Consider the following 25331-nt stretch of genomic DNA (forward strand, 5'->3'; position numbering starts at 1 on the left):
GAATATTTTTTACTTTTAGTTATTTGAAAATAAGTTATTACGGGTTATAAAGAAAAGGAGAAGAGGATAAACATGACGGAAAAAATAATTCAAATTGATGCAATGAACTATCAATTTCAAATAGAAAAAGAAAATTGGAAATTGGAGATGACCAAATCTCAAACACGTATAAAAGACTTCCGTCAATTCGATATAATTACGGGCGAATCATCTGAATTTGTACCATTAACAATAGAAGAAACGGATGATATGTTTACGTTTCTATATCAAGTAGATAAAAAATTATATAAGTGGGACGATCTTAGCCGTTTTGGAAGAAATGAGAAATTAAGACTACTTCGGAATGTTGCGCAGTTTCGTAAATATTTAAATAAACGAATCACGTTCTTTTTACATCCAGACAATATAGTTTTTAATGCTAATTTAATACCAAGTATTATACATAGAGGAATTCGAGATATTGTTCCGCCAACCCCATTATTAGAAGAGCAATTTTTAACACAATATAAGTGTCTAATTATTGCTTTATTCTCCCAAAAACATAACTTTGATGATTTGTATGCTGGGTTACTAAAAGATGCAAAAGAAACAACATTTGAACAGACCGTTGCTCAAATGGAAAGCTTAGATGCATTACTGCAGTTTCTTGATGACAGCTTTGAGAAGGAACAAACAAAAACAGAAAAAAATATGCAGTTAGTACCTAAAAAAAGCTATAAATCATTTAAATACTTAGCTTTTTCCTTCATAGCGGCGACAGTTATTTTAGCTGCTCCTTTAATATATTTCACTTTTATAAAATTTCCTTATCAAAATAAATTGTTAGAAGCAAATGCAAGTTTCATAGCAACTGATTATGACAAAGTCATTACGCAATTGAATGAAGAGGAGTTTGAATCATTACCGATTGCATCTAAATATGAGTTAGCATTTGCATACATTACAGCTGAAAAACTAGGTGAAGTTCAAAAGAAATCGATTATGAAAAACATTAGTTTGAAAAGTGATGAAAAGTATTTGCTGTATTGGATGTATAACGGAAAAGGTAATTTTGATAAATCATTAGATTTAGCTAAGACACTTGATGATCCTCAGCTTATTATGTACGGCCTTGTTAAACAAATTGAATCACTGAAAAATAATCCAGATTTATCAGGGGAAGAACGTGATCAAAAGTTAAAAACATATGAGCAACAATTAGATGAATATAAAAAGAAATATGGCAATTCATCAAGCGATAAAAATTTGTCGGACACGGAGAAAAAAGAGTAAGCACTTGATGAGACAGTTGAAAAGGAGCAGTGAACACGGATGGAGCAACTATTAGTATTGACTTATGGAGACAAAATATATAAGTGCACATTACATCCAAATGAGCAATCAATAGTGTCGATTGGAAAAGAGTGGACAAATGATATTACGAATCCAAGTTTAGAACAAGAAGTAGAGTTAAAGTGGAATAATGAAGTAAATGCTTGGATGGTACAGGATCAATTAATAGAATTCAATAAGGAAATTGAGATTGGGAAAACAAGAGATGTGAGCTTGAAAATCTTTATATCTATTGTTGGCACAACTAAAGTGTTTGATATTGGAACGAAACATTCTCTTACAGTGAGTCAAAACGATTACGATGATATTTCTATTACCGGGACTAGTGTAGATTTAATGCTATCTCGCGAAACGTTGTACGATTCTTTTAAAGTGAACGTGTATGGCGGGGATGTATTTCATAATTATACGAAGTTAAAAGATAGCGTTATGTTGGAATCAGGAGACGTATTATATTTTGATGGTATTTTATTGGAGATTGGTAGTGAAGACATTCAAGTACTTTCTTCAGAAGATAAAGTGAAATCTGCGTTACCTATTTTAGTAGAATCAGAAACGAATTATCAAAGTGGTTATCCAGACTATCATCGTTCACCACGTATTATTTACCGTGAACCAGAAGAGAAAATGACAATTGCAAAGCCTTCAAGTATGCCATCAAAACCAACGGAGCATTTAGCAAGAATCATTGCACCTTCACTTGTCATGATTGTCGTAACCGTATTACTTGCTATTTTCATGAAATATGGAATGTTTATTATCGCATCGATTGCGATGACATTAGTAACAATCATTGTTTCTGTCACATCGTATATAAAAAATTTAAAGCAATATAAAGTCGATATTGTTGAACGAGATAAAAGCTATAGAGAGTATATAAAACAAAAAACGAAAGATTTACATGCAGAAAGTGAAAAACAGCGTCACGCATTACATTATCACAATCCAAATGTAGAAGTAATACGTAATATGGCAGTTCAAGTAAATCCTCGAATTTATGAAAAAACAATGTTACATCATGATTTCTTAACATTTAGCGTTGGAACAGGACAAGCTAATACGAGTTTTGAAATTCAATTTAATGAAGAAGAATTTAGTCAAACGAAAGATGAATTAATTGATATAGCACGTGAACTAAGACAGCGTTATCTATCGTTGGAAGATGTACCAGTTGTAACAGATTTAATGAATGGACCAGTCGGTTATATTGGTCAACGCTCTTTAGTGTTAGAGCAATTACAATTATTAGTTGCACAAACGGCTTTATTCCATAGTTATTATGACTTGCAGTTTATTACTATTTTTCCGGAAGAAGAAAAAGAAAAATGGGATTGGATGCGCTGGTTACCTCATGGAAGTGTTCGCGATATAAATGTACGTGGATTTGTATACCATGATCGTAGCCGTGATCAAGTGTTAAATAGTTTGTATCAAATATTGAAAGAACGAAAATTAAAACTAGATGAAAAAAGTTCTACTAATGAAAAAATGTACTTTGCACCGCACTATGTCGTTCTCATTACAGATGAAAAACTAATATTAGACCATGTTGTTATGGAATTCTTTAATGATGATCCGAGTCAATTAGGTGTATCACTTGTATTTGTACAAGATGTTATGCAAAGTTTACCGGAGCATGTGAAAACGGTAATAGATATAAGAGATGCAAAACAAGGGAACATCATCTTAGAGCAAGGAGAACTTGTTAACCGTCAATTTAAACTAAATCATGTGCCAAAAGGATTCAATTTAGAAGATATTTCACGGGCATTAGCACCATTAAATCATTTGCAAAACTTAAAAAATAGTATTCCAGAAAGCGTAACATTTTTAGAAATGTACGGCGTTGAAAAAGTAAAAGAACTGAATATCACAAGTCGTTGGGAGAAAAATGCAGCGCATAAATCTTTAGCTGTACCACTTGGATTACGTGGTAAAGAAGATATCGTAAACTTAAACTTACACGAAAAAGCACACGGACCACACGGATTAATAGCAGGTACAACAGGTTCAGGTAAATCGGAAATTATACAATCGTATATTTTATCTCTAGCAGTCAATTTCCACCCGTACGAAGTAGCCTTTTTACTAATTGACTATAAAGGCGGCGGAATGGCGAATTTATTCAAAAACTTACCGCATTTATTAGGAACAATTACGAACTTAGATGGAGCACAAAGTATGAGAGCGCTCGCATCAATTAAAGCTGAATTACAGAAAAGACAACGATTATTTGGTGAAAATGATGTAAACCATATTAATCAGTATCAAAAACTGTATAAAGAAGGCTTAGTAAGTGAGCCGATGCCGCATCTATTTTTAATTAGTGATGAATTCGCGGAACTGAAGTCAGAACAACCAGAATTTATGAAAGAGTTAGTTTCAACAGCGCGTATCGGTCGTTCGCTCGGAATCCATTTAATATTAGCTACGCAAAAACCGAGTGGTGTTGTAGATGATCAAATTTGGAGTAACTCGAAATTCAAATTAGCATTAAAAGTTCAAAATACGTCAGATAGTAATGAAATTTTAAAAACACCAGATGCTGCTGAAATTACATTACCAGGACGTGCTTACTTACAAGTTGGGAATAATGAAATTTATGAACTATTCCAATCAGCCTGGAGCGGAGCAGACTATGTAGAAAACAAAGAGGATAAAGAACATTTAGACGCAACAATCTATGCAATAAATGATCTAGGACAATATGAAATATTAAGTGAAGATTTAAGTGGCCTTGGTAGCAGTAAAGAAGTAATAAGCGTACCATCTGAACTGGATGCTGTTATTGACTACATTCACGATTACGCAGAAATAAATGAAATTGAAGCGTTAGCAAGACCGTGGTTACCACCACTTCCAGAAAGCGTATATTTACAAGACTTTCATGCTATTCAGTTCAAAGAAGCATGGACGAAAGAAAAGAAACCATTACAAGCAACAGTTGGTCTACTAGATCAGCCTGAATTACAATCACAAACACCATTAACACTAGATATTAGTAAAGACGGACACGTAGCGGTCTTCTCAAGTCCAGGCTACGGAAAATCAACATTCTTACAATCAGTCATTATGGATGTAGCTCGTCAGCATAGTCCGGAGCATTTGCATGTGTATTTATTAGACTTCGGAACGAACGGTTTAATGCCATTAAAATCATTACCGCATGTGGCAGACCTCATTACATTAGATCAAGTTGAAAAATGCGAGAAATTTCTTCGTCGCATAGAAGACCTATTAAAAGATAGAAAGCAATTGCTAAGTAAATATGGCGTTGCGAGTCTTGAAATGTATGAGAGAGCTAGTAAAGAAGTATTACCAACAATATTAATTACGTTAGATAACTATGATGCTGTTAGAGAAGCTGGATTTGTCGAAGACTTTGAACGCATTGTTGCACAAATTGTACGTGAAGGGGCAGCGGTAGGAATTCATTTAATGCTTACGGCTACACGTCAAAATGCATTGAGAGTACAAGTAAATACAAATATTAAACTACAAATTGCTATATATATGATAGATGAGGCAGAATCTAGAGCTATTGTAGGAAGAACAGAGTTAAAAATTGAAGAATTAGCAGGCCGTGGTTTAGTTAAAATTGACGAACCAACAATCTTCCAAACAGCTTTACCGACAAATGGAGAAGATGTCCTTACTCGAATTGAAAATATACAAGCTGAAGGAAAAGAGATGGATTCCTTCTGGGATGGAGAAAGACCGAAAGCAATTCCTATGGTACCTGAAGTTCTGGAATACAAGGAATTTATTGCATGGCCAGAAACAAGAAAAATTATTGAAGCAGGCAAACTAACATTTGGTGTAGAGACAGAAAACGTTACGCCTCTCGAATTAGATTTAACGGAAGCGTCTAATATTGTTGTAGGGGGAATTAAGAAAGATGAAGTTGAAAATGTAGTTCATCAATTCCTTCAACAGTTAGCAGACAGTGGACACTTTGACCTAGGTTTAATTGATACAAGAACACGAAATTTCTCAAACTATAGAGAGAGCGCTGCTTTATATGTAGCTGAAAAAACAGGAATTGAGAAAACGATTAAACAAGTTACAAACGCTTATAAATCGAGAGAAGCGGCGTTTAAAGAGGAGCAGGAAGCATCAAGTGAAACAGTGAACCCGGCAGAATTTATTAAGAAATTTAAGCCGATTGTAATCGTAATTGCAGATGTAAATGATATTTTAAGTAATTTAGAAGAAAGCGATATATATAGTTTAGCGGAATTAATAACAAATGGTGCATTTATGGGCATCCACTTCATAATTGGCTGTGATGTCGATTCAATTGACAGCCGATACGACTTAGTTTCAAAAACAATAAAAACGCAATCTCATGTTATTTTACTTAGAAAATCATCAGGCCAAATGGTCTTCGATGTATCTAATAAAGATTTAAGTAGTACAAAGTTAAACCCATTTGAAGGGTATTTTGTTGAAAATCGTTTTGCTACTAGAATTAAAGTGCCAACTATTTAAGGGGGGATTTGCATGGGGATAGAGGAATTAAATAGTCAAAAATCTGGTTTATTAAGTAGTATAAGTCATCAACAAGGGCAATTGGCTGAATTACAAATGAAACTACGAAGGCTAATAACTGCTAAGGGGAAATTTGTAAATAATCTTGAAGCAATTAAACAAAATCAAGAGCAGTTTAAGTCTTTAGAAATAAACGAGAGTAGTTGGAAAGGGCAAAGAGCAACTACTTTTAAAGAAACGTATGAACAACAAGTCATTTCGAATTTAGGGAAGTTTATCGGAGAACTAGGGAGAGTGCAAGAAGACATTGATCAAGCTATACGGCGGCTTGAAAGAGAAATCGCTACATGTGAGTCTAGTATTCTTTCTTTAAGTAGAAGTGTTTCAATGGTTGACGCTAGTATTCAAGTAGAAGTACAGAAGGCGGGGAAATGATAAATGGGGGAAATTAAATTAAATAAAGGGGTATTTGATGCGAAAGTAAGTGATTTGAAAAGTGGTGCTAGTGATTTAGGTAAGACTAAATTTAATGGTATGCAGTTACATCGTACGAATTTAAGTAAACTGAAAAAATATTGTGAAGCGATTGAAAAGTTATCAAAAAAAGTGCAGCAATATGAACAAATACTACAAAAGGATATTAGTAGAATTCAGCAAACAGGACAAGAAATGGTTCAGCAAGATGAAAAGCTTGGAAAAGATTTGAAAGACAGTTCAGCTCACCGTGCTATGTAAAGGGATAGGAGGGGGAAAATATGAGCAAAATCATAGAGTTACAAGAAGTAAAAGAACTGCAAGAGCGGTTTAATTCAAGTGCTGAAGAGTTAAATCAACATTTGGAAACATTGCAGCAAAAAATAGAGGACTTTACACAAATTAACTCTTTTCAAGGGAAAGCTGCTGATACTATTAAGAATCATTTATCTACAGTTCATGGAGCTGTTATCACTGGATTTACAGTTACAACGGAAATGTTAAAAAGTCAATTTCAAAAAGCAATAGAGGAGTTTAACAATGAGGTTGACAGTGATGCAGATGCAAAAATTCATGGAAGTTATTTGGATGATGTAAAGAAAAAAGTTAATGGATATAGTGAGGGATTTAGCCACTCTAATGAAGAGGCGAAAAAAACAGTAGGTACGATTAGTGACATCGTCGCAATTCAGTATCCATCATCATCAAGCATCACTGAAGGCGCTGTAAAAAGCCAAAAAGAAATCAGTGATACATTAGAAAAATTAGAGACTTATAATAGTAAGCAAAGTGACCTGCAAGAGTTTGATGAATTAATGCGTAAGATAGATGAGGGAATGAAACAAATAAAAGTGAATAATGGGAATTTGTCTATCGCTTCAATAGGGAAGTTATTAGCTGACACATCAATTGGAAATATCATTAAGGGATTGGCAGATGGCATGACTAAGTTTGATATTGGGAACAAGGGAGCTAAGGCTACTTTAAATGCCTACATACGTATGCATTATGTTACAAAGAAATTGGGTTTGGAAGTCCTTTTTGATCCTAAAGGCCGAAAAGGTAAAGGGGCATATACATTATCGACTCTTAAGAAAGAAGATATGGTTTTAGCAGAAAGAATACTTAAAATGGATAATAAAGATGACGTTTTATTCAAATATTTAAAGGATAAATTAGAATTTAAATTCGAGGGTTTGAAAACAACAAAGGAACAAATAAAAAAGGCACGCAGAAATATTTATAAATTACCAGAGTTTCAAAATTACGCAGATTTTCGGATGGATCGGGTGAACCAAGGATTGCCTACCGCGATTGGGAAAAAAGGACTGAGTTCATTTAAAGCCGCTTGGGCAGACGGCTTAAAGGATATTAACCCTATGAAATGGAAAGAATCGTTTAAAGGCCTGGGTAAAGCAGGGGGGATATTGAAAGGAGCAGGTATTTTTGGAGCGGTTGTGTCAGTTGGAGGTAATGTTGTAGACGCTAAGCAAGGTGTAGATGATAGAAAAGATGGTTGGCAGTTAAAAGATGTAGTAGATATAGCAACAGATTCAGCTGTAGATATTGGAGCAAATGCTGGAGCGATGGCAGCTGGTGCTGTAGCAGGATCGTTTTTCCTTCCGCCGCTTGGTACTGTGGTTGGGGCTGGTGTTGCAGTGGTTGCTACGGCGGGACTGAATTACAAATGGAAAGCACTTGGTGGTAAGGACAATATCATTGATATTACTAAAAAAGGAATTAAAAATGTAACTGGAAAGGTAACAGAAAAACTTAAAACTGTATTTTGGTAATTAGACTACACGAGAGGTGCATATAGGATGATGTGGAATATAAAAGAGGAAGAATTAGATAAATTTAGAATGACATGTAGACAACGTTTAAGCCCTGAAAGTGCTGTGGGATTTATGCTTGGAACAATATTTTATATTTCGATATTTATGTTTGTTATTCTTGTAGGAGGTTTGGATTACTATAACAATTTTTTTGATAGAACAATTGTTAAGACCGAAATTGTGTTATTTAGTATTCAAATTATATTTTTAATTATATTTCTATTTCCGAAAGCGTGTTTTAAACTTCAAAAATTACAAACACTAGTCATATTACTTTATGCGTTTCAACTCGGAACAATATTATTTGCAGTTTCGATTGTTTCTGAAATGGCTGATAATTCAAATGGTAGGATATATACAGGGCTATTATTTTTAGGGGCAGTTATTGTTCATATTGTGTCAACGATTGATACATTTAAACAGGCAAGTGAAGGAGCGTTTAGTAGCGATGAAAGGTCCAGTTCGTTTTTTACTAAAACAAAAGGAAATGTGATAAAGGGAGCTACAATATACGTATTAATACTTCTTATTTTGTTGTGTTTTCAACATGATTATACGATTGATTTTTTAGTTATGTATGTGGTAGGTACTGTTTTAATGTATACGATAGCCATCGGTGCAGCTGAATTTCAGCTATTAGCGTATTGCAGATTTAAATTCCCTTCATTTAACATATCGTGGGAGCAACATAAAAGAGAGTCTCCAAGATATCAAAAGAAAAATAAAAAAGGTAAATCAAAACGTAAGGCGTAAAGGAAATGAGTATAGTAGATTTAAATGTTCGTCATTTACTATAATGTGGAAGGAATATGAAGGAGAGCGTAAGTGACATTTGAAGAAACATAAAAAATATAGCCAAGAGAAAGTATAGTAAAAGGAGTAGTTATTATGAAAATTCAATATAAAGCATTATCACTTTTAAATTTAATTAGTATTACTCAAATTGTAAAAAAAGAAGATTGGTTATTACCTGCTATCGCACTGAGAAATCAAGTTGTTCATAATGGAATATATGCAGTAGGTCCCGTTCTTTTTAAATATCAGCCATTGGAAAATGAACCAGAGTACGGTGAATATACGTATTCTGTTCCAGTAAATGAGCGTGTTAAATTAGGAGAGAATTCTGCATATGAATACGTTGATGGATTAATTATTGAAGAGGCATTAAGTGTTCGATTTACTGATGAAGATGGTGATATTGAGGAGGCTTATAATTTAATACATGAGTTTGCAGAACAGCATCATATTAAATTAGATAACGGTTTTTATCACGTATGTTTAGACGTATACGGTGACATGTGGCTAGATATTTATGCTCCTATTATAGAAGTAGGTGAAACAATAAAATGATAATTGAAGGACAAAGTATTGCATATACAAATGTTGTTTCGAAAGAGTACTATTTTCATTACGAAGATATGGAAGAAGCAATTGAACATTTTATGTCAGAAATTGCAACAGCGAATTTAACAGTAAAAGGTCCGATGTTTTATGCTTTGAAAAATATACCATCTGATGAAAATATGTACGTTGAATTATTCATGCCAGTAAATGAAGATAAAATTCCAACATCAGAAACACTTCAATTTAGGAGCTATTATTATGTTGATGAGATGCTCATGAAACGATATACGGGAGATTATGAAAAATTAACAGAGCAGGTATATGGTGAAATGCTTCAGTATATGGAGGATAATAACCTGAATTTAGCCTCGCCAATTTATCATGTGTTTAGCGGTGATGAGTCTTTACAGTATGTTGAAGTGAAGATTGCTGTATTTAATGAAGAATAATATTTTAAGCTTGTGACTTTTAACATATGGAAACATCATGAAATATCATAAAAGAGATAGTTTTGAATAGGGTTTGGGGAAATAACATAAATAAAACCTTCTCTTCTCGTTAGAATGAGGAGGTTTTTTTATTCTAAAATCTATATGCAATTGATTGAATAGTTCGACATGAGATTTTTCAGTTGGGTCAATCTGTATGGGGAGTAGTTACGTTCTGCAGTTCGCTTTGTTCTTATTTTGAAAGGGAAAATTTATTCGAAAGTCAATTTGGAAAGAGGGAAAGGTGTTATTTTGGATAAAAATCGGAATATTTCGGAAACAGAGAAAAGTTTTTTTGAAAGGACAATAGTATCTATCTATAAAGCGTTAGAATTTATAGTGAAATATACAATGATTCTAATAATAATAATGTCAATATTTGTGATAATTGCTGCTGTTTATTTTAAAATATATGAGGGTATAGGGGCAGGTGTATTTCTCTTAATCTCGTCATTATTTGCATATGTGGTGTTTTTTAAGAAAAGTAAAAATGCCTAAATTAATAGTGAAAATAAAATTAAAAAGATTAACTATAATACGTTATTTCAAGAGGGAAAGTTTTGAATATGGCATGAATGTATAACAGCAAGAAAACCTTCTCTTTTCATTAAAATGAGAAGGTTTTTATATTTAATCTACATGATTTAAATGAATGTAGTTAAAGGTGGGACACTTGAATGCGGAATGTAAAAGAAGATTCAGATAAATTCTAGATGATATGTAAACATCGTTGGAGTCCTGAGGATGCTTTAGGATTTATGATAGAAACAATAAGGGAACGTAATGAAACTAAAAATGCCTAGAGTAACTGGTGACAGTATGAAGTTAAAGAGGAAAGCGAAGCAAGATTATGTGAATTCCCAATTTTTATATGGGCTGTCTTGGAAGGTTCTACAACACAAGTAAGCAAAGGGAAGACTTTCCTTATTATCGTTTTCTTTCTCTTAATTGCAATAGGGTTATCTATGATAGGAAACAAATAAGGGGGAGTGCAGATGTTTAAGAAGAAGGAGAAAAAAACATTTACGTTAGATTGGTAAACACACAAGGGGAAATCATTCGAGAGTTTAATTGTACAGAAAAAGACTTGCGAAAAGTAAAAGAAAATGGTACTGAAATTCGTTTGGTTGGAGATAACTCATATGAGATGGTAGCAACCGATGAACAATTACAAAAACTAGCAAGAGCTGAAGCAGAAATCGAAGCGGAAATTAAGGCATGGGAAGATGCTTTAAATGAGAGTTTGGATGAACGCGAAGAAAGAGAAGCGAGACAGAAAGAATTGAAAGAAAAGAATAAATGGAGTACAAAGAAGAAAGTAATCGTATTTGGACTGATATTTTTTGTATTTATTGGATTACCTATTATCGAAGGGTATCAAAATAGTAAATTAGTTGAAGAAGGTACATCATTAAATGCAGAAATTGTAGGTAGGCATGTAGAGAAGGAATTCATGTTTACACACCCCACATTAGTAGTTGAGGTAGATGGTAAAAAGCATAATGTATGGGTAAGTGAAGAGACATATAACGGAGCAGAGTGGTTAGGTAGACTAAAAGTCATCAAAACAAAAGATGGTAAAGTTGAGAAAGACCCTAGATATGAGGGGGAAGACTTAATTACGAGTTATTAAGCAGTATGTTTTTAATATTCGCTGCTCAAATTAAATAACATTATTATTTGCAAAAATCGAATCCATTAAAATAAAAAACAAATTTTAAATAACTGTAATAACCTCCTAGCATATTGTTGATGGGAGGTTATCACCTTTCTGAAGATAAAATTAAAGCTATATTATCTCGATACAATTGTGATAACAGTAACGTTTTTACTAAGTGAGTGCAGTTTCGGGGGAAACAAAAATAGAGTATGAGGAATATGCTTAAGTGAAAGAGAGAAGAATATTTAGAGCTTTTGAGGAGAAAGAAGGCTATTTGAACTATCAAAAGCATTCTGATTATGTACGGTAATTAATGTAGTGATGATATACATAAAAGATTATCTAAATTTAGTTAAACAAAGATGAATGTACTTGAAAAATTAGGAATGTAATGGGATTTTAGTGAATGAAAATTATTTAAACTGTATAGAAGGTGAAAAACTGAATGTGGAATATAAGAGAAGAAGATATGGGTCTTTTTGAAATTGAAAATAGAAATCGATTAAGTCCGGATTATATAAGAATTTTTTATGGGGGAGTTTTTGCATATACTTCTATACCAATGCTCATCATGTTTTTAGGTGTTTTGCTGAACGGTGATAAGATTTCTTTAACACCATTTGAAACATTTTTGGTACGATCTGAGGTAAAGTTATACATTTTGGAGTTGATTTTTTTAATAATTTTCATGTCTTCAAAGGTTGCTTTTAAATTACAGAAACTCCAAGCCATCGTGACTTTATTTTATTCTTTTCAATTAGCAACATTACCATTTATCGTTATGATGGTTGAAGGAATGTTTGATTTTCCAAGTAATAATGAAACGTTAGTTTATATTGGTTTAATAATGTTAGGGGCGCTTTGTACTCACATTGTAACTACAATTGATGTTTTTAAAAAGGCAAAACATGGAGGATATAAATCGGAAGGACCAGCCGTCTCATTTTTTACTAACGCAAAATTATATTTATCGATTGGAATGACAATTGGTGTAATGGTTCTACTTATATTAATTTTTTTAAATCTTAATTATACATTTAGCCAAATGGCAATTTATGTTGTACAAACAATAATATTATATACATTTGCTGTAGTATCAGCAGAATTCGTCCTATTAGTGTATTGTCGCTTTAAATTTCCAGCATTTAATATTACGTGGGAACAACATGAAAAGGAACGCCACGAATTTATAGCAAATAGAAAAAGAATAAGAGAGAAAGAACAAAAGCGAAACAAAAACTGAAATGAAAGTTGTAAATGATAATCGTAAACTTATATAGAATAAATGCATTATTCATAAGTTAACTAGTAAAGGGAGGGATGTAATATCTTGAATAAAGATCCCAAAACTGTAAAAACAGAAAAAGGTTTATTTGAAAGTGTAATAGTACCTATTATTGTCGGGATCATGTTTATCTTTTAATTCTATATAAAGTAGCACAGTTTCTGGGGAAGTGGATTGTTATCTTTGGAATAATATTTTTTATTGGTAGTATATTTCTTTGCATATATCTAGAAGAATATGGAGGGGGATTGGGCGGTAGGATAGGGTTAATATCAATGTTACTGTTGTATTTTATGTTTATTAGAAAAAGTAAAAAAGCTAGTTTAATATGAAATACCAAAAACATGTATTAACTCTCAGTTTGTCTACAAAAATAGAGTTAATACATGTTTTTAGAAAAGGTGGTGTCATTATATGTGGAACATAAAAGAAAAAGATTTAGATGCATTTAAAATAATATGTAGAAATCGTTTAAGTCCTGAGGCTGCTATAGGTTTTATATTAGGTTCAATCATATATACCTCATTAATAATGTTAGGTGTAATTTATGGTTTAGTGAAATTTGGTTGGTCTGTATATCCTAGTTTACTAGATGAAACAATTATTAAAATAGAGTTATGTTTGTATAGCTTACAAATCATTTTTCTTATTGTATATTTATTTCCCAAAGCCCGTTTTAAATTTCAAAAGTTACAAGCTATAGTTATATTGTTATATGCACTTCAACTTGCGACTATAGGATTTGTAACAGTAGTTGTTTCGAGTATTTTTGGTTATTCAAATAATCGTATTACATTGACTTATGTAGCCTTATTATTGTTAGGAGCTTTTATTATTCATATTTTTACAACGATTAATACCTTTAAGCAAGCTAGCAAAGGCGCATTTAGTAAGTGGGAAAATTCAGTTTCATTTTTTAGTAAGACAAAAGATTTATTAATGATTGCCTCTATACTATATGTAGTAACTCTCTTAATCTTAATTTATATTAATAATGATTATACGATGGGGCAAATAGGTTGGTATGCCGTATTGACCCTTATACTATATTCTGTAGCCGTAGGCGCAGCAGAGTTCCAATTATTAGCCTATTGTAGATTTAAATTTCCATCATTTTATATTTCATGGGAGGAACACGAAAGGGAACGTCAGAAAAGACTAAAGCTTTATGAAGAAAAGGAAAAAAAGCAAGCCAAAGAAATAAAATAAGTCTTGCTTTCTGAAAATTCGAACGGAATATATAAACAATTAAGGATTGTATAAAAATCGATGCTATTAAAAATTAAAGTATCTTCAACATAATCTGTATGAGTTAATAAATACCGGTAAGTAAAGGTGAACTATATTACTATCAAAATGGGAATGTAATGAACCTAAAAATGCCTAGAGAAATCAACGGGGTGTCAGTATGAAGTTAAAGAAGAAAGCTAGGATGATGATAGTTCTGTTAATAGTATCAAGTTTATTAAGTGGATGTGGTTTTGGGGAGACGAAGATAGAGTATGAGCCATTTGTCAAAGCTTTGGATGAAGGTGACATGAAAAAGGTAATGTCCGCTAGTGATGATGGATATGCGTATGTGAAACAAAGAGGTATATATAGTACATATGAGCAAAAGGAAGATGGAGAGCACAGTAAAACAATCTATCAAACTTCGAAAGGCATATATAATACGAAAGATAAAAGTTTATATGGAAATACAATACAAGAAATTACCTCGGAAGTAGATAATAAAAATTATAAAGAAGAAGTTAATTATAGTACAAATATTAGTTATGAGAATGGACAGGTACAAAGTACGGATTCAAGTCTGGATGTTTCATACGTGAACTTAATTGTAGATCGTTTAAAAGGGATAGGGAAACTAAAGATGAAGCCAGGAGGTGATATAAAAAAGTTTGATCAGCCTAGTACTGTGGGATATAAACTAACTGAATTAGAGTTTCAGAGTATCATTAATGATAAGTTGAAAATACAATATGATGAATATGGTGGTGGATCAATCGCATTGCATATTGATTCTAAAAATGGTTCAAAGCAGATATTGGAGGTAAGTATTGTAATAAATTATAAGAAGCGAAATGATGAAGGTAAGTTAGTAGAATATATATCACAAATACATACATCTTTTGATAGTCACCAAGGTAATAATCAGGATGCGAAACAGGAATATATTGATTTTAAAGCACAGTATAATAAGAAGCAGTAATATTAAGGAGAGCATTTGCACGTAATGATAATAGCGATATAAGTGGAATAAATGTTTCATAAATATAGTGGAAAGAATTTGAGGATAAACGCCCCGATTACTGGAGTAAATGCAATAATTGGGGCCGTTAATCTGTCTGAATTTAGTTTGAATACATAACATGTTTTAGTTAGAGTATTGCTCCGCAAGTAGTTTTTCCATTTTCATAATAACGGTGTAAAGTTTTTGTATAATCTGCTTTTACTGCTAGGTTACAACTATTTCCGCTTATAGAGTCCCCTTATTATCGATACATCGTCCACATTCCAATGTCTTTAAATCCTAGTCGTTTATAAATTCGTCCAGCAGCTGGATTGTTATAAAATAAACAAAGTGTTCGGCCTTCTTTCGTAAAGTCTTGGATCATTTTTTGTAATATGAGTGAAGCGTAACCATTTCCGCGATAATTCGGGTGTGTACATACACCAACTACCATAGCGGATAATGAATTTTCAGCGGAAGTAGAGGCGGATGCGATGATAGCACCGTCTTTTTCAATATAATATGTGCGTCCTGTATTTGTTTTGAGAGCTTGTCTTAATATTTTCTCTGATTCATTAACAACTGGAAATTCAGCAATGTTACCTCGCAATTGCATAATTCGCTCTACATCATCTAGTGAGGCAAGTTTAATTGTTTCATGAATTGGTGTGCTAGGTAAGTTGTTGTCATTTAGACATTCACAAAAATACATTTCATTTTTGACGCCTAATTGTAGACTTGGAGCAGTTTCAAAATTTTCTACAATAGTTGACTTACCAGAGAGTTTAAGCGGCTTATATGTGGAAAGAAGTGCCTCATAATCAGTGGTAATAAATTCTTCTTTACTATAGGGTATAAATGAATCGTGGAATCGGAGTAGAATTGATTTTAATGTTCCATTCTCTTTAAATACGCCCCATAGTTCTTGAAAATCTGTGTCATAACCGAAAGCTTCAATATCTCCAATAATAAACAAGTTAAGGGCTGCTTCTTCTTTTAGGTAAGCGAATACTTGTTCATGATCTTTCTTTGTTAATTTTCGCATCATAACGAATCGACCTCTTTTTTTATTTTTCTAAATATTACAACTTAAGTTTTTTGAAATCAATATAAAATTTTATGTTTAGTTCACAAACTTTCGGAAAAACTAGGAAAGATATGACAAAGGAGGTTATGAACGGTGGATCATCCAATTCAAGGGTTAATGAAAGCAGCAATGGAAAATTTAAAAGAAATGGTCGATGTAAATACGATTGTTGGAGAGCCTGTTCAAACGGCTGACGGTGGTGTGGTGTTAACTGTTTCTAAAGTAGCGTTCGGTTTTGGAGCAGGAGGTTCTGATTTCCAAACGAATGATGGACAAAGAGCGAACGGTAACCCTGCATTTGGTGGCGGTAGCGCGGGTGGTGTTTCGATTACACCAGTAGCATTTCTTGTGGTGAATAAAGATGGAGTAAATATTCTGCATCTACAAAATGCGACACATTTAGCAGAAAAAATGATTGAATTAGCTCCACAAACAATTGATAAAATTCAATCGATGTTCCAAAAAGAAGAAAAGAAAGAGGGAAATCATCATCCTCAAAACCCTGATGAAATCCTTTAAAAACGCCTGCTTATGAGCAGGCGTTTTTTCTTGTAATCACTATGTAATAAAACACATGAAATTGTAAATAGTTTTTGAAGTTTTTTCTATGTTTCTAAAATTTTTCATGTTAAAATATGCTATAGAATTGAAACATATAAAACGAAGGTGGCTAGGTGCTTTGTCTGGAGGATCTGACCAAGTAAAGAATATGATATATATTAATGGTAATCGTCGAGGTCATTGTTTTATTACATCAGGAATTACGTTTAAAGAGTTTGCGAGTAACATCCCTTCACCGCTTCATCAAGTGTTGCTTTTGAAGCACAACTTTGAATGGACGGATTTTCATTATCATACTTTATTTGAATATGTTGAGGAAGAAAATATACATAAGTTAATTCAAGCAGAGATTGATGAATTTGATGAATTTTGTTGGGTAGATTTTGATGATGCAAGCGATTTAGATGAATTAGAGCCGAAAGAAATTGCAGAATTATTATATTTGGCTCACAAAAAAGAACCACTTGCAAGAACATTCTTTCCGCTGTTGAAAAATAGATTTGTTTATTTTTCACATGATGACGGATGGTACAACAAAGTGTATTATCGTAGAATTGCTGATTTTGTAGGAATGTTAAGTAAAGTCATTCCGTATAAACTCGGTGCTTTCGGTAAGAAACGTTTTTCTTTCTTCCAAAAATCAAAAATTTTCCCAGCGATTTCAAAAGAATTGATTATGGGACTGATTCCACTCATGGAAGATGGTCTTTACATAGATCTAGCAGGGAAGATTGAGTCAAGAAGAGGTCTTGAAATTCCGGTATATGTAGTTGGTTCGTATGAAAGTACGGATGAGGTGTTAGATAATATCGATGAATTGAAAGAGGAAGCAACAGAAACAGGTTGGCTCATTTTTGATAAGAAAGAACAAGAGTGGCAATGGGTTGTTGACTAAGAAAACTTGGCGTATGAAGTCAAGTTTTCTTGTCATTTGAAAGGAGTACAAATGAAGAAATATTATACAATTGTGGGTATTATAAGTATTATTCTCGTGGCAATATTACTTATAACTTGTCCGAAAGAATCAGATTTTAAAGTGTATGTACAGGATAAGTATGCGTTGAATTGTAATGAGAGTAGTTTTGAATGCACGCAAAATGTAGATGGTAAAAAAGAAAAACTACAATTTGAAAGTACAGATGCACGAAATGGTGTATTCTTTATGACTGTAAAGCAAACATTTAAAACAGAAGCTGGTGTTTCAAAAGAATATAGCGGAGTAGGAATGTTTGGTACATTTCTTTTTGTTTCAGAGAAGACTTTCTAGTAATAGAAGGTCTTTTTTTTATGCTTATGTTCATATAGATGAAGTAAGACAAGCATAGGAGGGATAGCGATGAAGAACACATGTATCGTTTGCGGCGGTGAGGAGTTTTTTTCCTCAACGTTATATGCACGTACGAAACAAGATTGGGCATATGCACCAAACATGTATCGATTTGAAAAAGTATTTATTGAGCATCGAGATGAAGAAAATTATCCAGTGTTTCAAGAAATTACAGCGAAACATTGTTGTGGATGCGGCCATATTATGTTGTATCATGAATGAACACACCAAGTATGACTTGGTGTGTTTTTTTAAAACGCTGACAAAGCAAGCGGATAAAATAAAGTGAATAAAACAGAAAAACTACCAAAACCAATGGCTGTATATCCAAGTGTTCTTGCTCCGAAATTGACAGCTAATAGGCCAACTAAAATTGCTAGGGAGCCGAGCGTAACTGGATAAAAAGCAATGGAGAATAACGAAAGAAATAAAGCGACATAGCCTACCATTGCACCGGTATTTGTACCTTCTATCTCATTTGCAATTTCTTTACGCTTATGTCTAATTGGAATGCCAGCTGGTGATATTTCAGCTGCATACTCTTCGTTTTTTTCACCACTTTTAAAATGATGATTTCTCTTTCTTCGCATGTACATCCCTCTCTTTCAATTGGGTGTACCTATAGTATCTTTCATAAAGAGAAGAACATGAGTATGAGTTAAACCCAAGTAAAGCAAAAATTGGAGAATAAAGATTCCTTCATTAGCATGTATATCTCCTTATGAAGATAAAACAGGAATTTTGGAAAATGATGTAGAATGAAATGAGTGATAAAGCGTGAAGGTAGGGGAATGTATGACGAAATTTAATTGGCATGAATCAGCAGAAAAGAAATGGGATAGTAGCGCAGAGTTTTGGAATCAAAATAGTCAAGAGATGTGGGACAGTGGTAGCAGAAGTACAATTATTCCGTTTTTTGAACAATACGTGAAGAAAGAAGCACAAGTGCTCGATGTTGGTTGTGGTGATGGGTACGGTACATATAAATTAAGTCGCGCAGGCTATAAAGCAGTGGGAGTAGATTTATCGGAAGTGATGATTCAAAAAGGTAAGGAGCGCGGAGAAGGACCGAATTTATCTTTTATAAAAGGAGATCTTTCTGCATTACCATTTGAAAATGAGCAATTTGAATCAATTATGGCAATTAATTCTTTAGAATGGACGGAAGAGCCATTACGAGCGTTAAATGAAATAAAGCGTGTGTTAAAGAAAGATGGATATGCATGTATTGCAATTTTAGGACCGACAGCAAAGCCACGAGAGAACAGTTATCCTCGCTTGTATGGAAAAGACGTTGTTTGTAATACGATGATGCCTTGGGAATTTGAACAGTTAGCGAAAGAACAAGGTTTTAAAGTTGTAGATGGCATCGGCGTATATAAGCGCGGAGTAAATGAGAAGATGTTAGGTCAACTACCTACAGAGTTACAACAATCGTTAACATTCTTATGGGTATTTATGTTAAAAAACGTATAAAGAAATGAAAGAATTTTTAGGAGGTAAATAAGTGCAGAAAATACAAAAAACTGATACAATATCATCAGAACCAATTAAAGGGGGACTAGGGTATATGACAACTACTACAACAGTGAAATCCGATATTGAAATCGCACAAGAAGCGAGTATGAAGAAGATTCAAGAAATTGCAGCTGATTTAAATATTTTAGAAGATGAATTAGAGCCATACGGGCATTATAAAGGTAAGTTATCTCTTGATATTTTTAAGCGCTTACAAGATGTGGAAGACGGTAAAGTTGTTTTAGTAACAGCGATTAACCCAACTCCAGCTGGAGAAGGTAAATCAACAGTAACAGTTGGTTTAGGTCAAGCTTTTAACAAAATTGGTAAGAAAACAGTAATTGCACTTCGCGAACCATCTCTTGGACCAACGATGGGATTAAAAGGCGGAGCAGCAGGTGGCGGTTTTTCACAAGTCGTACCAATGGAAGACATTAACCTTCACTTTACTGGAGATATCCATGCGATCACAACTGCCAATAACGCATTAGCAGCGTTTATTGATAATCATATCCAACAAGGAAACACACTTGGAATTGATACGCGTAAAATCGTTTGGAAACGCTGTGTTGACTTAAATGATCGTGCCCTTCGTAACGTAGTAATTGGTCTTGGTGGACCTGTACAAGGTGTACCACGTGAAGACGGTTTTGACATTACAGTAGCATCTGAAATTATGGCCGTGTTCTGCCTTGCAACAGATATTCAAGACTTAAAAGCGCGTCTATCTCGCATCGTAGTTGCTTATAACTTTGCAAATCAACCTGTAACGGTTAAAGACTTAGGTGTAGAAGGTGCTTTGACACTATTATTAAAAGACGCATTAAAACCGAACTTAGTACAAACGTTAGAAAATACACCAGCTATTATTCATGGCGGACCATTTGCGAATATTGCTCACGGTTGTAACAGTGTTATCGCTACAACAATGGCAGCAAAATTAGGTGATTATGTTATTACAGAAGCTGGATTCGGTGCTGATTTAGGCGCTGAGAAGTTTTTAGATATTAAAGCTCGTGCAGCTGGCATTAAACCAGAAGCAGTTGTTATTGTTGCGACGATTCGTGCGCTTAAAATGCATGGCGGCGTTGCAAAAGATCAATTAAAAGAAGAAAATGTAGATGCATTAGCAAAAGGTATGGAAAACTTACAGAAGCATGTTGAAACAATTCAAAGCTTCGGTGTGCCTTTCGTAATTGCAATTAATAAATTCATTACAGATACAGATGCAGAAGTTACATACTTACAAGAGTGGTGTAATGAGCGTGGCTATGCAGTATCCTTAACAGAAGTTTGGGAGAAAGGTGGCCAAGGGGGAGTTGACCTTGCTGAAAAAGTACTAAAAGAAATCGAAAAAGGTGAAAACAACTACGCACCACTTTATGAATTAGAATTACCATTAGAAGAAAAAATTCGTACAATTGCTCAAAAAGTATATGGCGCAAAAGATATTGAATTTGCTCCGAAAGCACGTAAGCAATTAGCTCAATATGAAGGAGAAGGTTGGAGTAATCTACCAGTTTGTATGGCGAAAACACAATACTCTCTTTCTGATGATGCAACAAAATTAGGTCGTCCATCTGACTTTATCGTTACAATTCGTGAGCTAAAACCATCGATCGGTGCAGGCTTTATCGTTGCGTTAACAGGTACAATGTTAACAATGCCAGGTCTTCCAAAACAACCAGCAGCACTTCAAATGGATGTAAATGAAGATGGAAAAGCAGTAGGTTTATTCTAAAAGGTTGTAATTCATCTCGTTTATCTGTAAACTATATATACATCATGTGGCGCCTTTCCATCGAAAGGCGCCTGTTTTTTGGAGGAAATTATGTTTGATCCAACTGCTTTTGACAATTTAAAAGTAATCGTAGAAGGTGCTGTGTATGATTTTGATCTACATGGAGATATTCTTGTAACAGATCGAAAAGATATGATGGATCTTGCTTCATTAAGTCGTATATATCATATCTCATTTCAATTAACAGAACCGTTTGAACCATTAGTAGAAGCAACATTTTCATTATCTGTGGATGCAAAGAACTTGTCTGGTGAAATACTAGAAGTGCCTCAGTTTACACCAGGTTGTGAGATGAAGCTAGCATTTTCATTCCCGTTAGAACAACCAGAAGTAAAATGTGAAGAAATTGAAACATTAATGCGTTCTATATGGGGAAAAGAAAGAATGATTATGCAGAAAGTTTCATACGAATATAATAAGCAAGCGATTTCATATCATAATAAGGTAGAGGTTCTATTTCAAAAAGCGATTACAGAAGACCATGTTGATGATTTAATAGCTGTTATTTCACACATGATAGAAACGGTGCGAACAATACAGCATTTTCTTCAAAAATAGAGATAAAGGAGAAAAACAAATGATAAAAGATATGCAACCATTTTTACAACAAGCTTGGGAGAAGGCTGGTTTTAAAGAGTTAACTGAAATTCAAAAACAAGCGATTCCAACTATTTTAGAAGGACAAGACGTTATAGCTGAATCTCCAACTGGAACAGGAAAAACATTAGCGTACTTATTACCCCTTTTACATAAAATTAATCCTGAAGTAAAACAGCCACAAGTTGTTGTTTTAGCGCCAACACGTGAACTTGTAATGCAAATTCATGAAGAGGTTCAAAAGTTTACAGCAGGAACTGAAATTTCAGGTGCATCTTTAATTGGTGGTGCAGATATTAAGCGCCAAGTTGAAAAATTAAAGAAACACCCAAGAGTAATTGTCGGTTCACCAGGCCGTATTTTAGAATTAATTCGTATGAAAAAGCTAAAAATGCATGAAGTAAAAACAATTGTATTTGATGAGTTTGATCAAATTGTAAAGCAAAAAATGATGGGCGCAGTGCAAGATGTAATTAAATCAACGATGCGCGATCGTCAATTAGTATTCTTCTCGGCGACAATGACAAAAGCGGCAGAAGATGCGGCACGTGATTTAGCAGTGGAACCACAATTAGTACGTGTAACACGTGCAGAATCAAAAAGCTTAGTTGAGCATACGTATATCATTTGTGAGCGACGCGAAAAAAATGATTACGTAAGAAGAATTATGCATATGGGCGATGTAAAAGCAGTTGCGTTTTTAAACGACCCATTCCGTTTAGATGAAATTACTGAGAAATTGAAATTCCGTAAAATGAAAGCAGCAGCTCTTCATGCAGAAGCAAGTAAACAAGAGCGTGAAGCGACAATGCGTGCTTTCCGCGGAGGGAAAGTAGAAATTCTACTTGCTACTGATATTGCAGCACGCGGTATCGATATTGACGATTTAACACACGTAATTCATTTAGAGTTACCAGACACAGTAGACCAATATATTCACCGCTCAGGACGTACTGGACGTATGGGTAAAGAAGGAACTGTCGTGTCTCTTGTAACACCACAAGAAGAGCGTAAATTACTACAATTTGCGAAAAAACTAGGCATCGTATTTACGAAGCAAGAAATGTTCAAGGGATCATTTGTAGAAACGAAACCGAAAGCACCAAAGAAAAAGAAACCAGCATTTACTGGGAAGAAAAAGCCTAGATAAATGATAGGGAAGGCGTAACTATTTGTAGTTACGTCTTTTTTGTTTGTAAACAAGCGATAATGGGAATTGTATTAGTGTTTTTAATGTGCCTATCATATATATGCTTCTACTGGGAGTATCGAAAAAAGGGTAGTTTATTTATTTGGTTTATACGAGGAAATAATATAAAAAAAGTCGAATATTAAACTGACACGAAATAATAAAAAGAAGGTACACATATGGATAGGAAATTAGGAATGTTTTTAAATACGAAACATATTGAAGTAAACGAAGGAATACAAAAAGCAAGGGAATGGGATTTAGAATATATTCAATTATATGCTATGAATAAAAACTTTAACTTAGCTAATATCTCAATGGTAGAATGGAATGCTTTAAAGAAAAGCTTATCTTTTAATGGAATAAAGATTCCATCATTAGCAATTAGTTTTGGAGAAAATGGAATTATGGGAATAGAAGCTGAGAGTGCAATAGATCAGTTTAAATATATTACTGACAGAGGTTTGGGGCTTGGGGCAAAGATCATAACAGCTCATATTGGAAAAGTTCCAGATGATGAAAAAAGTGCCTACTATGATAAAATGCTACGTGTTTGTAATGAAATAGGGGACTTAGCGTTCAGATTTGGAGGATTCTTCGCCATTGAGACGGGATCTGAAAAAGCAATAGTATTAAAACGATTTTTAGAAACTGCAAACTCGAAAGGACTAGCTGTTAACTTTGACCCAGCAAATTTAATAAGTGATGTAAATGAAAATCCGGGAGAAGGTTTGTTACTACTAAAAGATTATATAGTACAAACTCATATTAAAGATTGTAAAGAAGTGAAAAGTGATCGTTCAAGTAAGTATATTGAAGTCGCAGCAGGGAATGGTGAAGTAGATTTCGATATATTCTTCAAAGTATTAGATAAAATTGGATTCGACGGATATAACATGATTGAAAGAAATGATTATTTTGATGAACTGGATGGGATGAGTCAGTCGATAAATTTTGCAAAGAAGTACATACCAACTCAAAAGGAATAACGATAGTATTTGTAGAAAGCTACATAGAATATAAAAACCATTAGGGGGAAATGTAATGATCCATAAAGTAGGACAAATTATGTTATATGTAAATAATCAAGATGAGGCAGTAAATTTTTGGACGGAAAAGGTAGGGTTTCATGTAGTTGCAGAGGAAGATAATAAGCAAGGAATGAGATGGATTGAAATCGCTCCGAAAAGCGGTGCAGAAACGAGCATTATATTACATAATAAAGAAGTTATTTCTAAAATGAGCCCAGAATTGAATCTTGGTACACCGTCCTTAATGTTCTTCTCAGAAAATCTTGATCAATTATATACAGATTTAACAAACAAAAATGTTACTGTTGGAGAAATGGTAACTATGCCTTCTGGTAAAGTGTTTAACTTTGCTGATAGCGAAGGGAATTATTTTGCGGTTATGGAGAAGAACCAATAATAATATTGCTATGTGAAAATCCCCCTCAAATATATTTGAGGGGGATTAAATTTTTGAAGTGGATTTTTCATTAGAGAGTTGTTTAATAAAAAATACTCCTTTTTCAATCGCTGTCTCAATATAGCCAACGATTTGGTCAAACGTAAATACCTGTAAGTCTTCATGCAAATGTTGCTTTGGATACAACATATCTCCAAAAAGATACTTTCGAAAAGCTAAAACGTTTTCTTTAGAAACCTCTTCAATATCCACAATGTGGGCCTCTTGATTGAGAAGAGAGAAAAGCTGTTGTTCTTGATCGTAATGATGAAGCAACTTTGCATTTAACAATTTAAAATCGTTATAGTACAGGGGTGCGATAGTTTCGTCATTCTCTATTCTATTTTTTAGCCAAGGTAGAAAAAATCCACTTAGCCAATTATCATCGGCAATGAGATGGGTATAATAGCCTAAAATAAATGGGGAATCTATATGTGATTCATATTTATGAAAAAATGAATCATAATCTATTCTTCTCGTATAGTTCTTCGTTGTACCGGCATAAAAATGTGAGGTTCCTTTTTCTTTTTTTGAATGAACAGCATCAGGGGCTACAGCTCCAAGTAAGAAAGAAGTCTTATCGTGAATAGATAGTTTCTCAGCAATACCGTTAGCGATAATAACATGCATAATTCGTGATCCCAT

The 25331-nt window shown here is 33.7% G+C and carries 26 protein-coding genes and 1 pseudogene; 24 read left to right on the forward strand and 3 right to left on the reverse strand.

What is annotated here, in order from left to right; all coding sequences use genetic code 11:
• The first annotated feature begins 72 nt into the window (after positions 1-72).
• The 14 genes and pseudogenes from essB (at position 73) to MR136_RS13730 (ending at position 15118) form a co-directional block, all read left to right on the forward strand.
• Positions 73-1272: a type VII secretion protein EssB gene (gene essB, locus MR136_RS13675; protein ID WP_242259474.1), complete on the forward strand. Its 1200-nt coding sequence runs from the start codon at positions 73-75 to the stop codon at positions 1270-1272.
• Positions 1273-1311: 39 nt separating this feature from the next.
• On the forward strand, positions 1312-5823 hold the full coding sequence (gene essC, locus MR136_RS13680; RefSeq protein ID WP_242259475.1) for a type VII secretion protein EssC: 4512 nt from the start codon (positions 1312-1314) through the stop codon (positions 5821-5823).
• A 12-nt stretch (positions 5824-5835) separates the two neighbouring features.
• The gene (locus tag MR136_RS13685; protein ID WP_000510565.1) at positions 5836-6258 is read left to right on the forward strand and encodes a YwqH-like family protein; all 423 of its coding nucleotides are present in this window, start codon (positions 5836-5838) and stop codon (positions 6256-6258) included.
• 3 nt (positions 6259-6261) lie between these two features.
• A complete protein-coding gene (locus MR136_RS13690) occupies positions 6262-6558 on the forward strand; it encodes a TIGR04197 family type VII secretion effector (RefSeq protein WP_000503886.1) in 297 nt (98 codons plus the stop codon).
• A gap of 20 nt (positions 6559-6578) precedes the next feature.
• Positions 6579-8090 (forward strand): T7SS effector LXG polymorphic toxin, encoded by a 1512-nt coding sequence (locus tag MR136_RS13695; protein WP_000034620.1) that lies wholly within the window; start codon positions 6579-6581, stop codon positions 8088-8090.
• A 30-nt stretch (positions 8091-8120) separates the two neighbouring features.
• Complete coding sequence (locus MR136_RS13700) at positions 8121-8885, forward strand: hypothetical protein (RefSeq protein WP_025921922.1); 765 nt, start codon at positions 8121-8123, stop codon at positions 8883-8885.
• A 135-nt stretch (positions 8886-9020) separates the two neighbouring features.
• A complete protein-coding gene (locus tag MR136_RS13705; RefSeq protein WP_000701784.1) occupies positions 9021-9482 on the forward strand; it encodes a DUF5085 family protein in 462 nt (153 codons plus the stop codon).
• A complete protein-coding gene (locus MR136_RS13710) occupies positions 9479-9925 on the forward strand; it encodes a DUF5085 family protein (RefSeq protein ID WP_000582718.1) in 447 nt (148 codons plus the stop codon). The genes MR136_RS13705 and MR136_RS13710 overlap by 4 nt, the downstream gene beginning before the upstream one ends.
• A gap of 291 nt (positions 9926-10216) precedes the next feature.
• Complete coding sequence (locus MR136_RS28580; RefSeq protein ID WP_025921923.1) at positions 10217-10462, forward strand: hypothetical protein; 246 nt, start codon at positions 10217-10219, stop codon at positions 10460-10462.
• A 589-nt stretch (positions 10463-11051) separates the two neighbouring features.
• The gene (locus MR136_RS13715) at positions 11052-11597 is read left to right on the forward strand and encodes a hypothetical protein (RefSeq protein WP_242259476.1); all 546 of its coding nucleotides are present in this window, start codon (positions 11052-11054) and stop codon (positions 11595-11597) included.
• A 472-nt stretch (positions 11598-12069) separates the two neighbouring features.
• Positions 12070-12867, forward strand: coding sequence for a hypothetical protein (locus MR136_RS13720; protein WP_242259477.1), 798 nt, complete (start codon positions 12070-12072; stop codon positions 12865-12867).
• Positions 12868-12954: 87 nt separating this feature from the next.
• Positions 12955-13241, forward strand: a pseudogene (locus tag MR136_RS28585) (hypothetical protein).
• 82 nt (positions 13242-13323) lie between these two features.
• Positions 13324-14118 carry a hypothetical protein gene (locus MR136_RS13725; protein WP_242259478.1) on the forward strand — a complete coding sequence of 265 codons (795 nt, stop codon included), beginning with the start codon at positions 13324-13326 and terminating at the stop codon, positions 14116-14118.
• Positions 14119-14317: 199 nt separating this feature from the next.
• Positions 14318-15118 carry a DUF3952 domain-containing protein gene (locus MR136_RS13730; protein ID WP_370658442.1) on the forward strand — a complete coding sequence of 267 codons (801 nt, stop codon included), beginning with the start codon at positions 14318-14320 and terminating at the stop codon, positions 15116-15118.
• 283 nt (positions 15119-15401) lie between these two features.
• On the opposite strand, the gene MR136_RS13735 is transcribed toward MR136_RS13730, so the two are convergent.
• Positions 15402-16187 carry a GNAT family N-acetyltransferase gene (locus MR136_RS13735; RefSeq protein WP_153582322.1) on the reverse strand — a complete coding sequence of 262 codons (786 nt, stop codon included), beginning with the start codon at positions 16185-16187 and terminating at the stop codon, positions 15402-15404.
• A 132-nt stretch (positions 16188-16319) separates the two neighbouring features.
• Here MR136_RS13735 and ytfJ point away from each other — a divergent pair, with 132 nt between their 5' ends.
• The 4 genes from ytfJ to MR136_RS13755 all read left to right on the forward strand — a co-directional run bounded on the left by ytfJ (position 16320) and on the right by MR136_RS13755 (position 18336).
• Positions 16320-16745 carry a GerW family sporulation protein gene (ytfJ, locus tag MR136_RS13740; protein ID WP_000349991.1) on the forward strand — a complete coding sequence of 142 codons (426 nt, stop codon included), beginning with the start codon at positions 16320-16322 and terminating at the stop codon, positions 16743-16745.
• A gap of 160 nt (positions 16746-16905) precedes the next feature.
• Positions 16906-17682 carry an oxalate:formate antiporter gene (locus MR136_RS13745; RefSeq protein WP_000014087.1) on the forward strand — a complete coding sequence of 259 codons (777 nt, stop codon included), beginning with the start codon at positions 16906-16908 and terminating at the stop codon, positions 17680-17682.
• A gap of 51 nt (positions 17683-17733) precedes the next feature.
• Positions 17734-18054: a hypothetical protein gene (locus MR136_RS13750; RefSeq protein ID WP_000761174.1), complete on the forward strand. Its 321-nt coding sequence runs from the start codon at positions 17734-17736 to the stop codon at positions 18052-18054.
• A gap of 69 nt (positions 18055-18123) precedes the next feature.
• Positions 18124-18336: a hypothetical protein gene (locus MR136_RS13755; RefSeq protein ID WP_000798747.1), complete on the forward strand. Its 213-nt coding sequence runs from the start codon at positions 18124-18126 to the stop codon at positions 18334-18336.
• Between the two features lie 29 nt (positions 18337-18365).
• Here the strand turns inward: MR136_RS13755 and MR136_RS13760 are convergent, their stop codons facing one another.
• On the reverse strand, positions 18366-18704 hold the full coding sequence (locus MR136_RS13760; protein ID WP_001253200.1) for a hypothetical protein: 339 nt from the start codon (positions 18702-18704) through the stop codon (positions 18366-18368).
• A gap of 205 nt (positions 18705-18909) precedes the next feature.
• Here MR136_RS13760 and MR136_RS13765 point away from each other — a divergent pair, with 205 nt between their 5' ends.
• The 6 genes from MR136_RS13765 to MR136_RS13790 all read left to right on the forward strand — a co-directional run bounded on the left by MR136_RS13765 (position 18910) and on the right by MR136_RS13790 (position 24647).
• Positions 18910-19590 (forward strand): class I SAM-dependent methyltransferase, encoded by a 681-nt coding sequence (locus MR136_RS13765; RefSeq protein ID WP_000160044.1) that lies wholly within the window; start codon positions 18910-18912, stop codon positions 19588-19590.
• Between the two features lie 94 nt (positions 19591-19684).
• On the forward strand, positions 19685-21373 hold the full coding sequence (locus MR136_RS13770) for a formate--tetrahydrofolate ligase (RefSeq protein ID WP_255795588.1): 1689 nt from the start codon (positions 19685-19687) through the stop codon (positions 21371-21373).
• 90 nt (positions 21374-21463) lie between these two features.
• Positions 21464-21991 (forward strand): hypothetical protein, encoded by a 528-nt coding sequence (locus MR136_RS13775; protein ID WP_000460219.1) that lies wholly within the window; start codon positions 21464-21466, stop codon positions 21989-21991.
• 19 nt (positions 21992-22010) lie between these two features.
• Positions 22011-23180: a DEAD/DEAH box helicase gene (locus tag MR136_RS13780; protein ID WP_000588614.1), complete on the forward strand. Its 1170-nt coding sequence runs from the start codon at positions 22011-22013 to the stop codon at positions 23178-23180.
• Between the two features lie 218 nt (positions 23181-23398).
• Complete coding sequence (locus MR136_RS13785; RefSeq protein WP_119683237.1) at positions 23399-24208, forward strand: sugar phosphate isomerase/epimerase family protein; 810 nt, start codon at positions 23399-23401, stop codon at positions 24206-24208.
• 55 nt (positions 24209-24263) lie between these two features.
• The gene (locus MR136_RS13790; RefSeq protein ID WP_000581467.1) at positions 24264-24647 is read left to right on the forward strand and encodes a VOC family protein; all 384 of its coding nucleotides are present in this window, start codon (positions 24264-24266) and stop codon (positions 24645-24647) included.
• 45 nt (positions 24648-24692) lie between these two features.
• Here the strand turns inward: MR136_RS13790 and MR136_RS13795 are convergent, their stop codons facing one another.
• Positions 24693-25331, reverse strand: a complete 639-nt coding sequence (locus tag MR136_RS13795; protein ID WP_119683238.1) for a zinc dependent phospholipase C family protein — start codon at positions 25329-25331, stop codon at positions 24693-24695.

Origin of the sequence: Bacillus cereus group sp. BfR-BA-01311, from assembly GCF_022664295.1 — a bacterium.
Taxonomy (GTDB): Bacteria; Bacillota; Bacilli; order Bacillales; family Bacillaceae_G; genus Bacillus_A; species Bacillus_A cereus.

Bases quoted from the DNA above. Each gene is read 5' to 3' on its own strand.
- MR136_RS13750 (WP_000761174.1), top strand. From the start codon at position 17,734: ATGAAGAAATATTATACAATTGTGGGTATTATAAGTATTATTCTCGTG.
- MR136_RS13735 (WP_153582322.1), bottom strand. From the start codon at position 16,187: ATGATGCGAAAATTAACAAAGAAAGATCATGAACAAGTATTCGCTTAC.
- MR136_RS13775 (WP_000460219.1), top strand. From the start codon at position 21,464: ATGTTTGATCCAACTGCTTTTGACAATTTAAAAGTAATCGTAGAAGGT.
- MR136_RS13790 (WP_000581467.1), top strand. From the start codon at position 24,264: ATGATCCATAAAGTAGGACAAATTATGTTATATGTAAATAATCAAGAT.
- MR136_RS13755 (WP_000798747.1), top strand. From the start codon at position 18,124: ATGAAGAACACATGTATCGTTTGCGGCGGTGAGGAGTTTTTTTCCTCA.
- MR136_RS13795 (WP_119683238.1), bottom strand. From the start codon at position 25,331: ATGGGATCACGAATTATGCATGTTATTATCGCTAACGGTATTGCTGAG.
- MR136_RS13720 (WP_242259477.1), top strand. From the start codon at position 12,070: ATGTGGAATATAAGAGAAGAAGATATGGGTCTTTTTGAAATTGAAAAT.
- essB (WP_242259474.1), top strand. From the start codon at position 73: ATGACGGAAAAAATAATTCAAATTGATGCAATGAACTATCAATTTCAA.
- MR136_RS13765 (WP_000160044.1), top strand. From the start codon at position 18,910: ATGACGAAATTTAATTGGCATGAATCAGCAGAAAAGAAATGGGATAGT.
- MR136_RS13695 (WP_000034620.1), top strand. From the start codon at position 6,579: ATGAGCAAAATCATAGAGTTACAAGAAGTAAAAGAACTGCAAGAGCGG.
- MR136_RS13710 (WP_000582718.1), top strand. From the start codon at position 9,479: ATGATAATTGAAGGACAAAGTATTGCATATACAAATGTTGTTTCGAAA.
- MR136_RS13785 (WP_119683237.1), top strand. From the start codon at position 23,399: ATGGATAGGAAATTAGGAATGTTTTTAAATACGAAACATATTGAAGTA.
- MR136_RS13705 (WP_000701784.1), top strand. From the start codon at position 9,021: ATGAAAATTCAATATAAAGCATTATCACTTTTAAATTTAATTAGTATT.
- MR136_RS13780 (WP_000588614.1), top strand. From the start codon at position 22,011: ATGATAAAAGATATGCAACCATTTTTACAACAAGCTTGGGAGAAGGCT.
- MR136_RS13760 (WP_001253200.1), bottom strand. From the start codon at position 18,704: ATGCGAAGAAAGAGAAATCATCATTTTAAAAGTGGTGAAAAAAACGAA.
- essC (WP_242259475.1), top strand. From the start codon at position 1,312: ATGGAGCAACTATTAGTATTGACTTATGGAGACAAAATATATAAGTGC.
- MR136_RS13700 (WP_025921922.1), top strand. From the start codon at position 8,121: ATGTGGAATATAAAAGAGGAAGAATTAGATAAATTTAGAATGACATGT.
- MR136_RS13730 (WP_370658442.1), top strand. From the start codon at position 14,318: ATGAAGTTAAAGAAGAAAGCTAGGATGATGATAGTTCTGTTAATAGTA.
- MR136_RS13685 (WP_000510565.1), top strand. From the start codon at position 5,836: ATGGGGATAGAGGAATTAAATAGTCAAAAATCTGGTTTATTAAGTAGT.
- MR136_RS13690 (WP_000503886.1), top strand. From the start codon at position 6,262: ATGGGGGAAATTAAATTAAATAAAGGGGTATTTGATGCGAAAGTAAGT.
- MR136_RS13725 (WP_242259478.1), top strand. From the start codon at position 13,324: ATGTGGAACATAAAAGAAAAAGATTTAGATGCATTTAAAATAATATGT.
- MR136_RS13770 (WP_255795588.1), top strand. From the start codon at position 19,685: ATGACAACTACTACAACAGTGAAATCCGATATTGAAATCGCACAAGAA.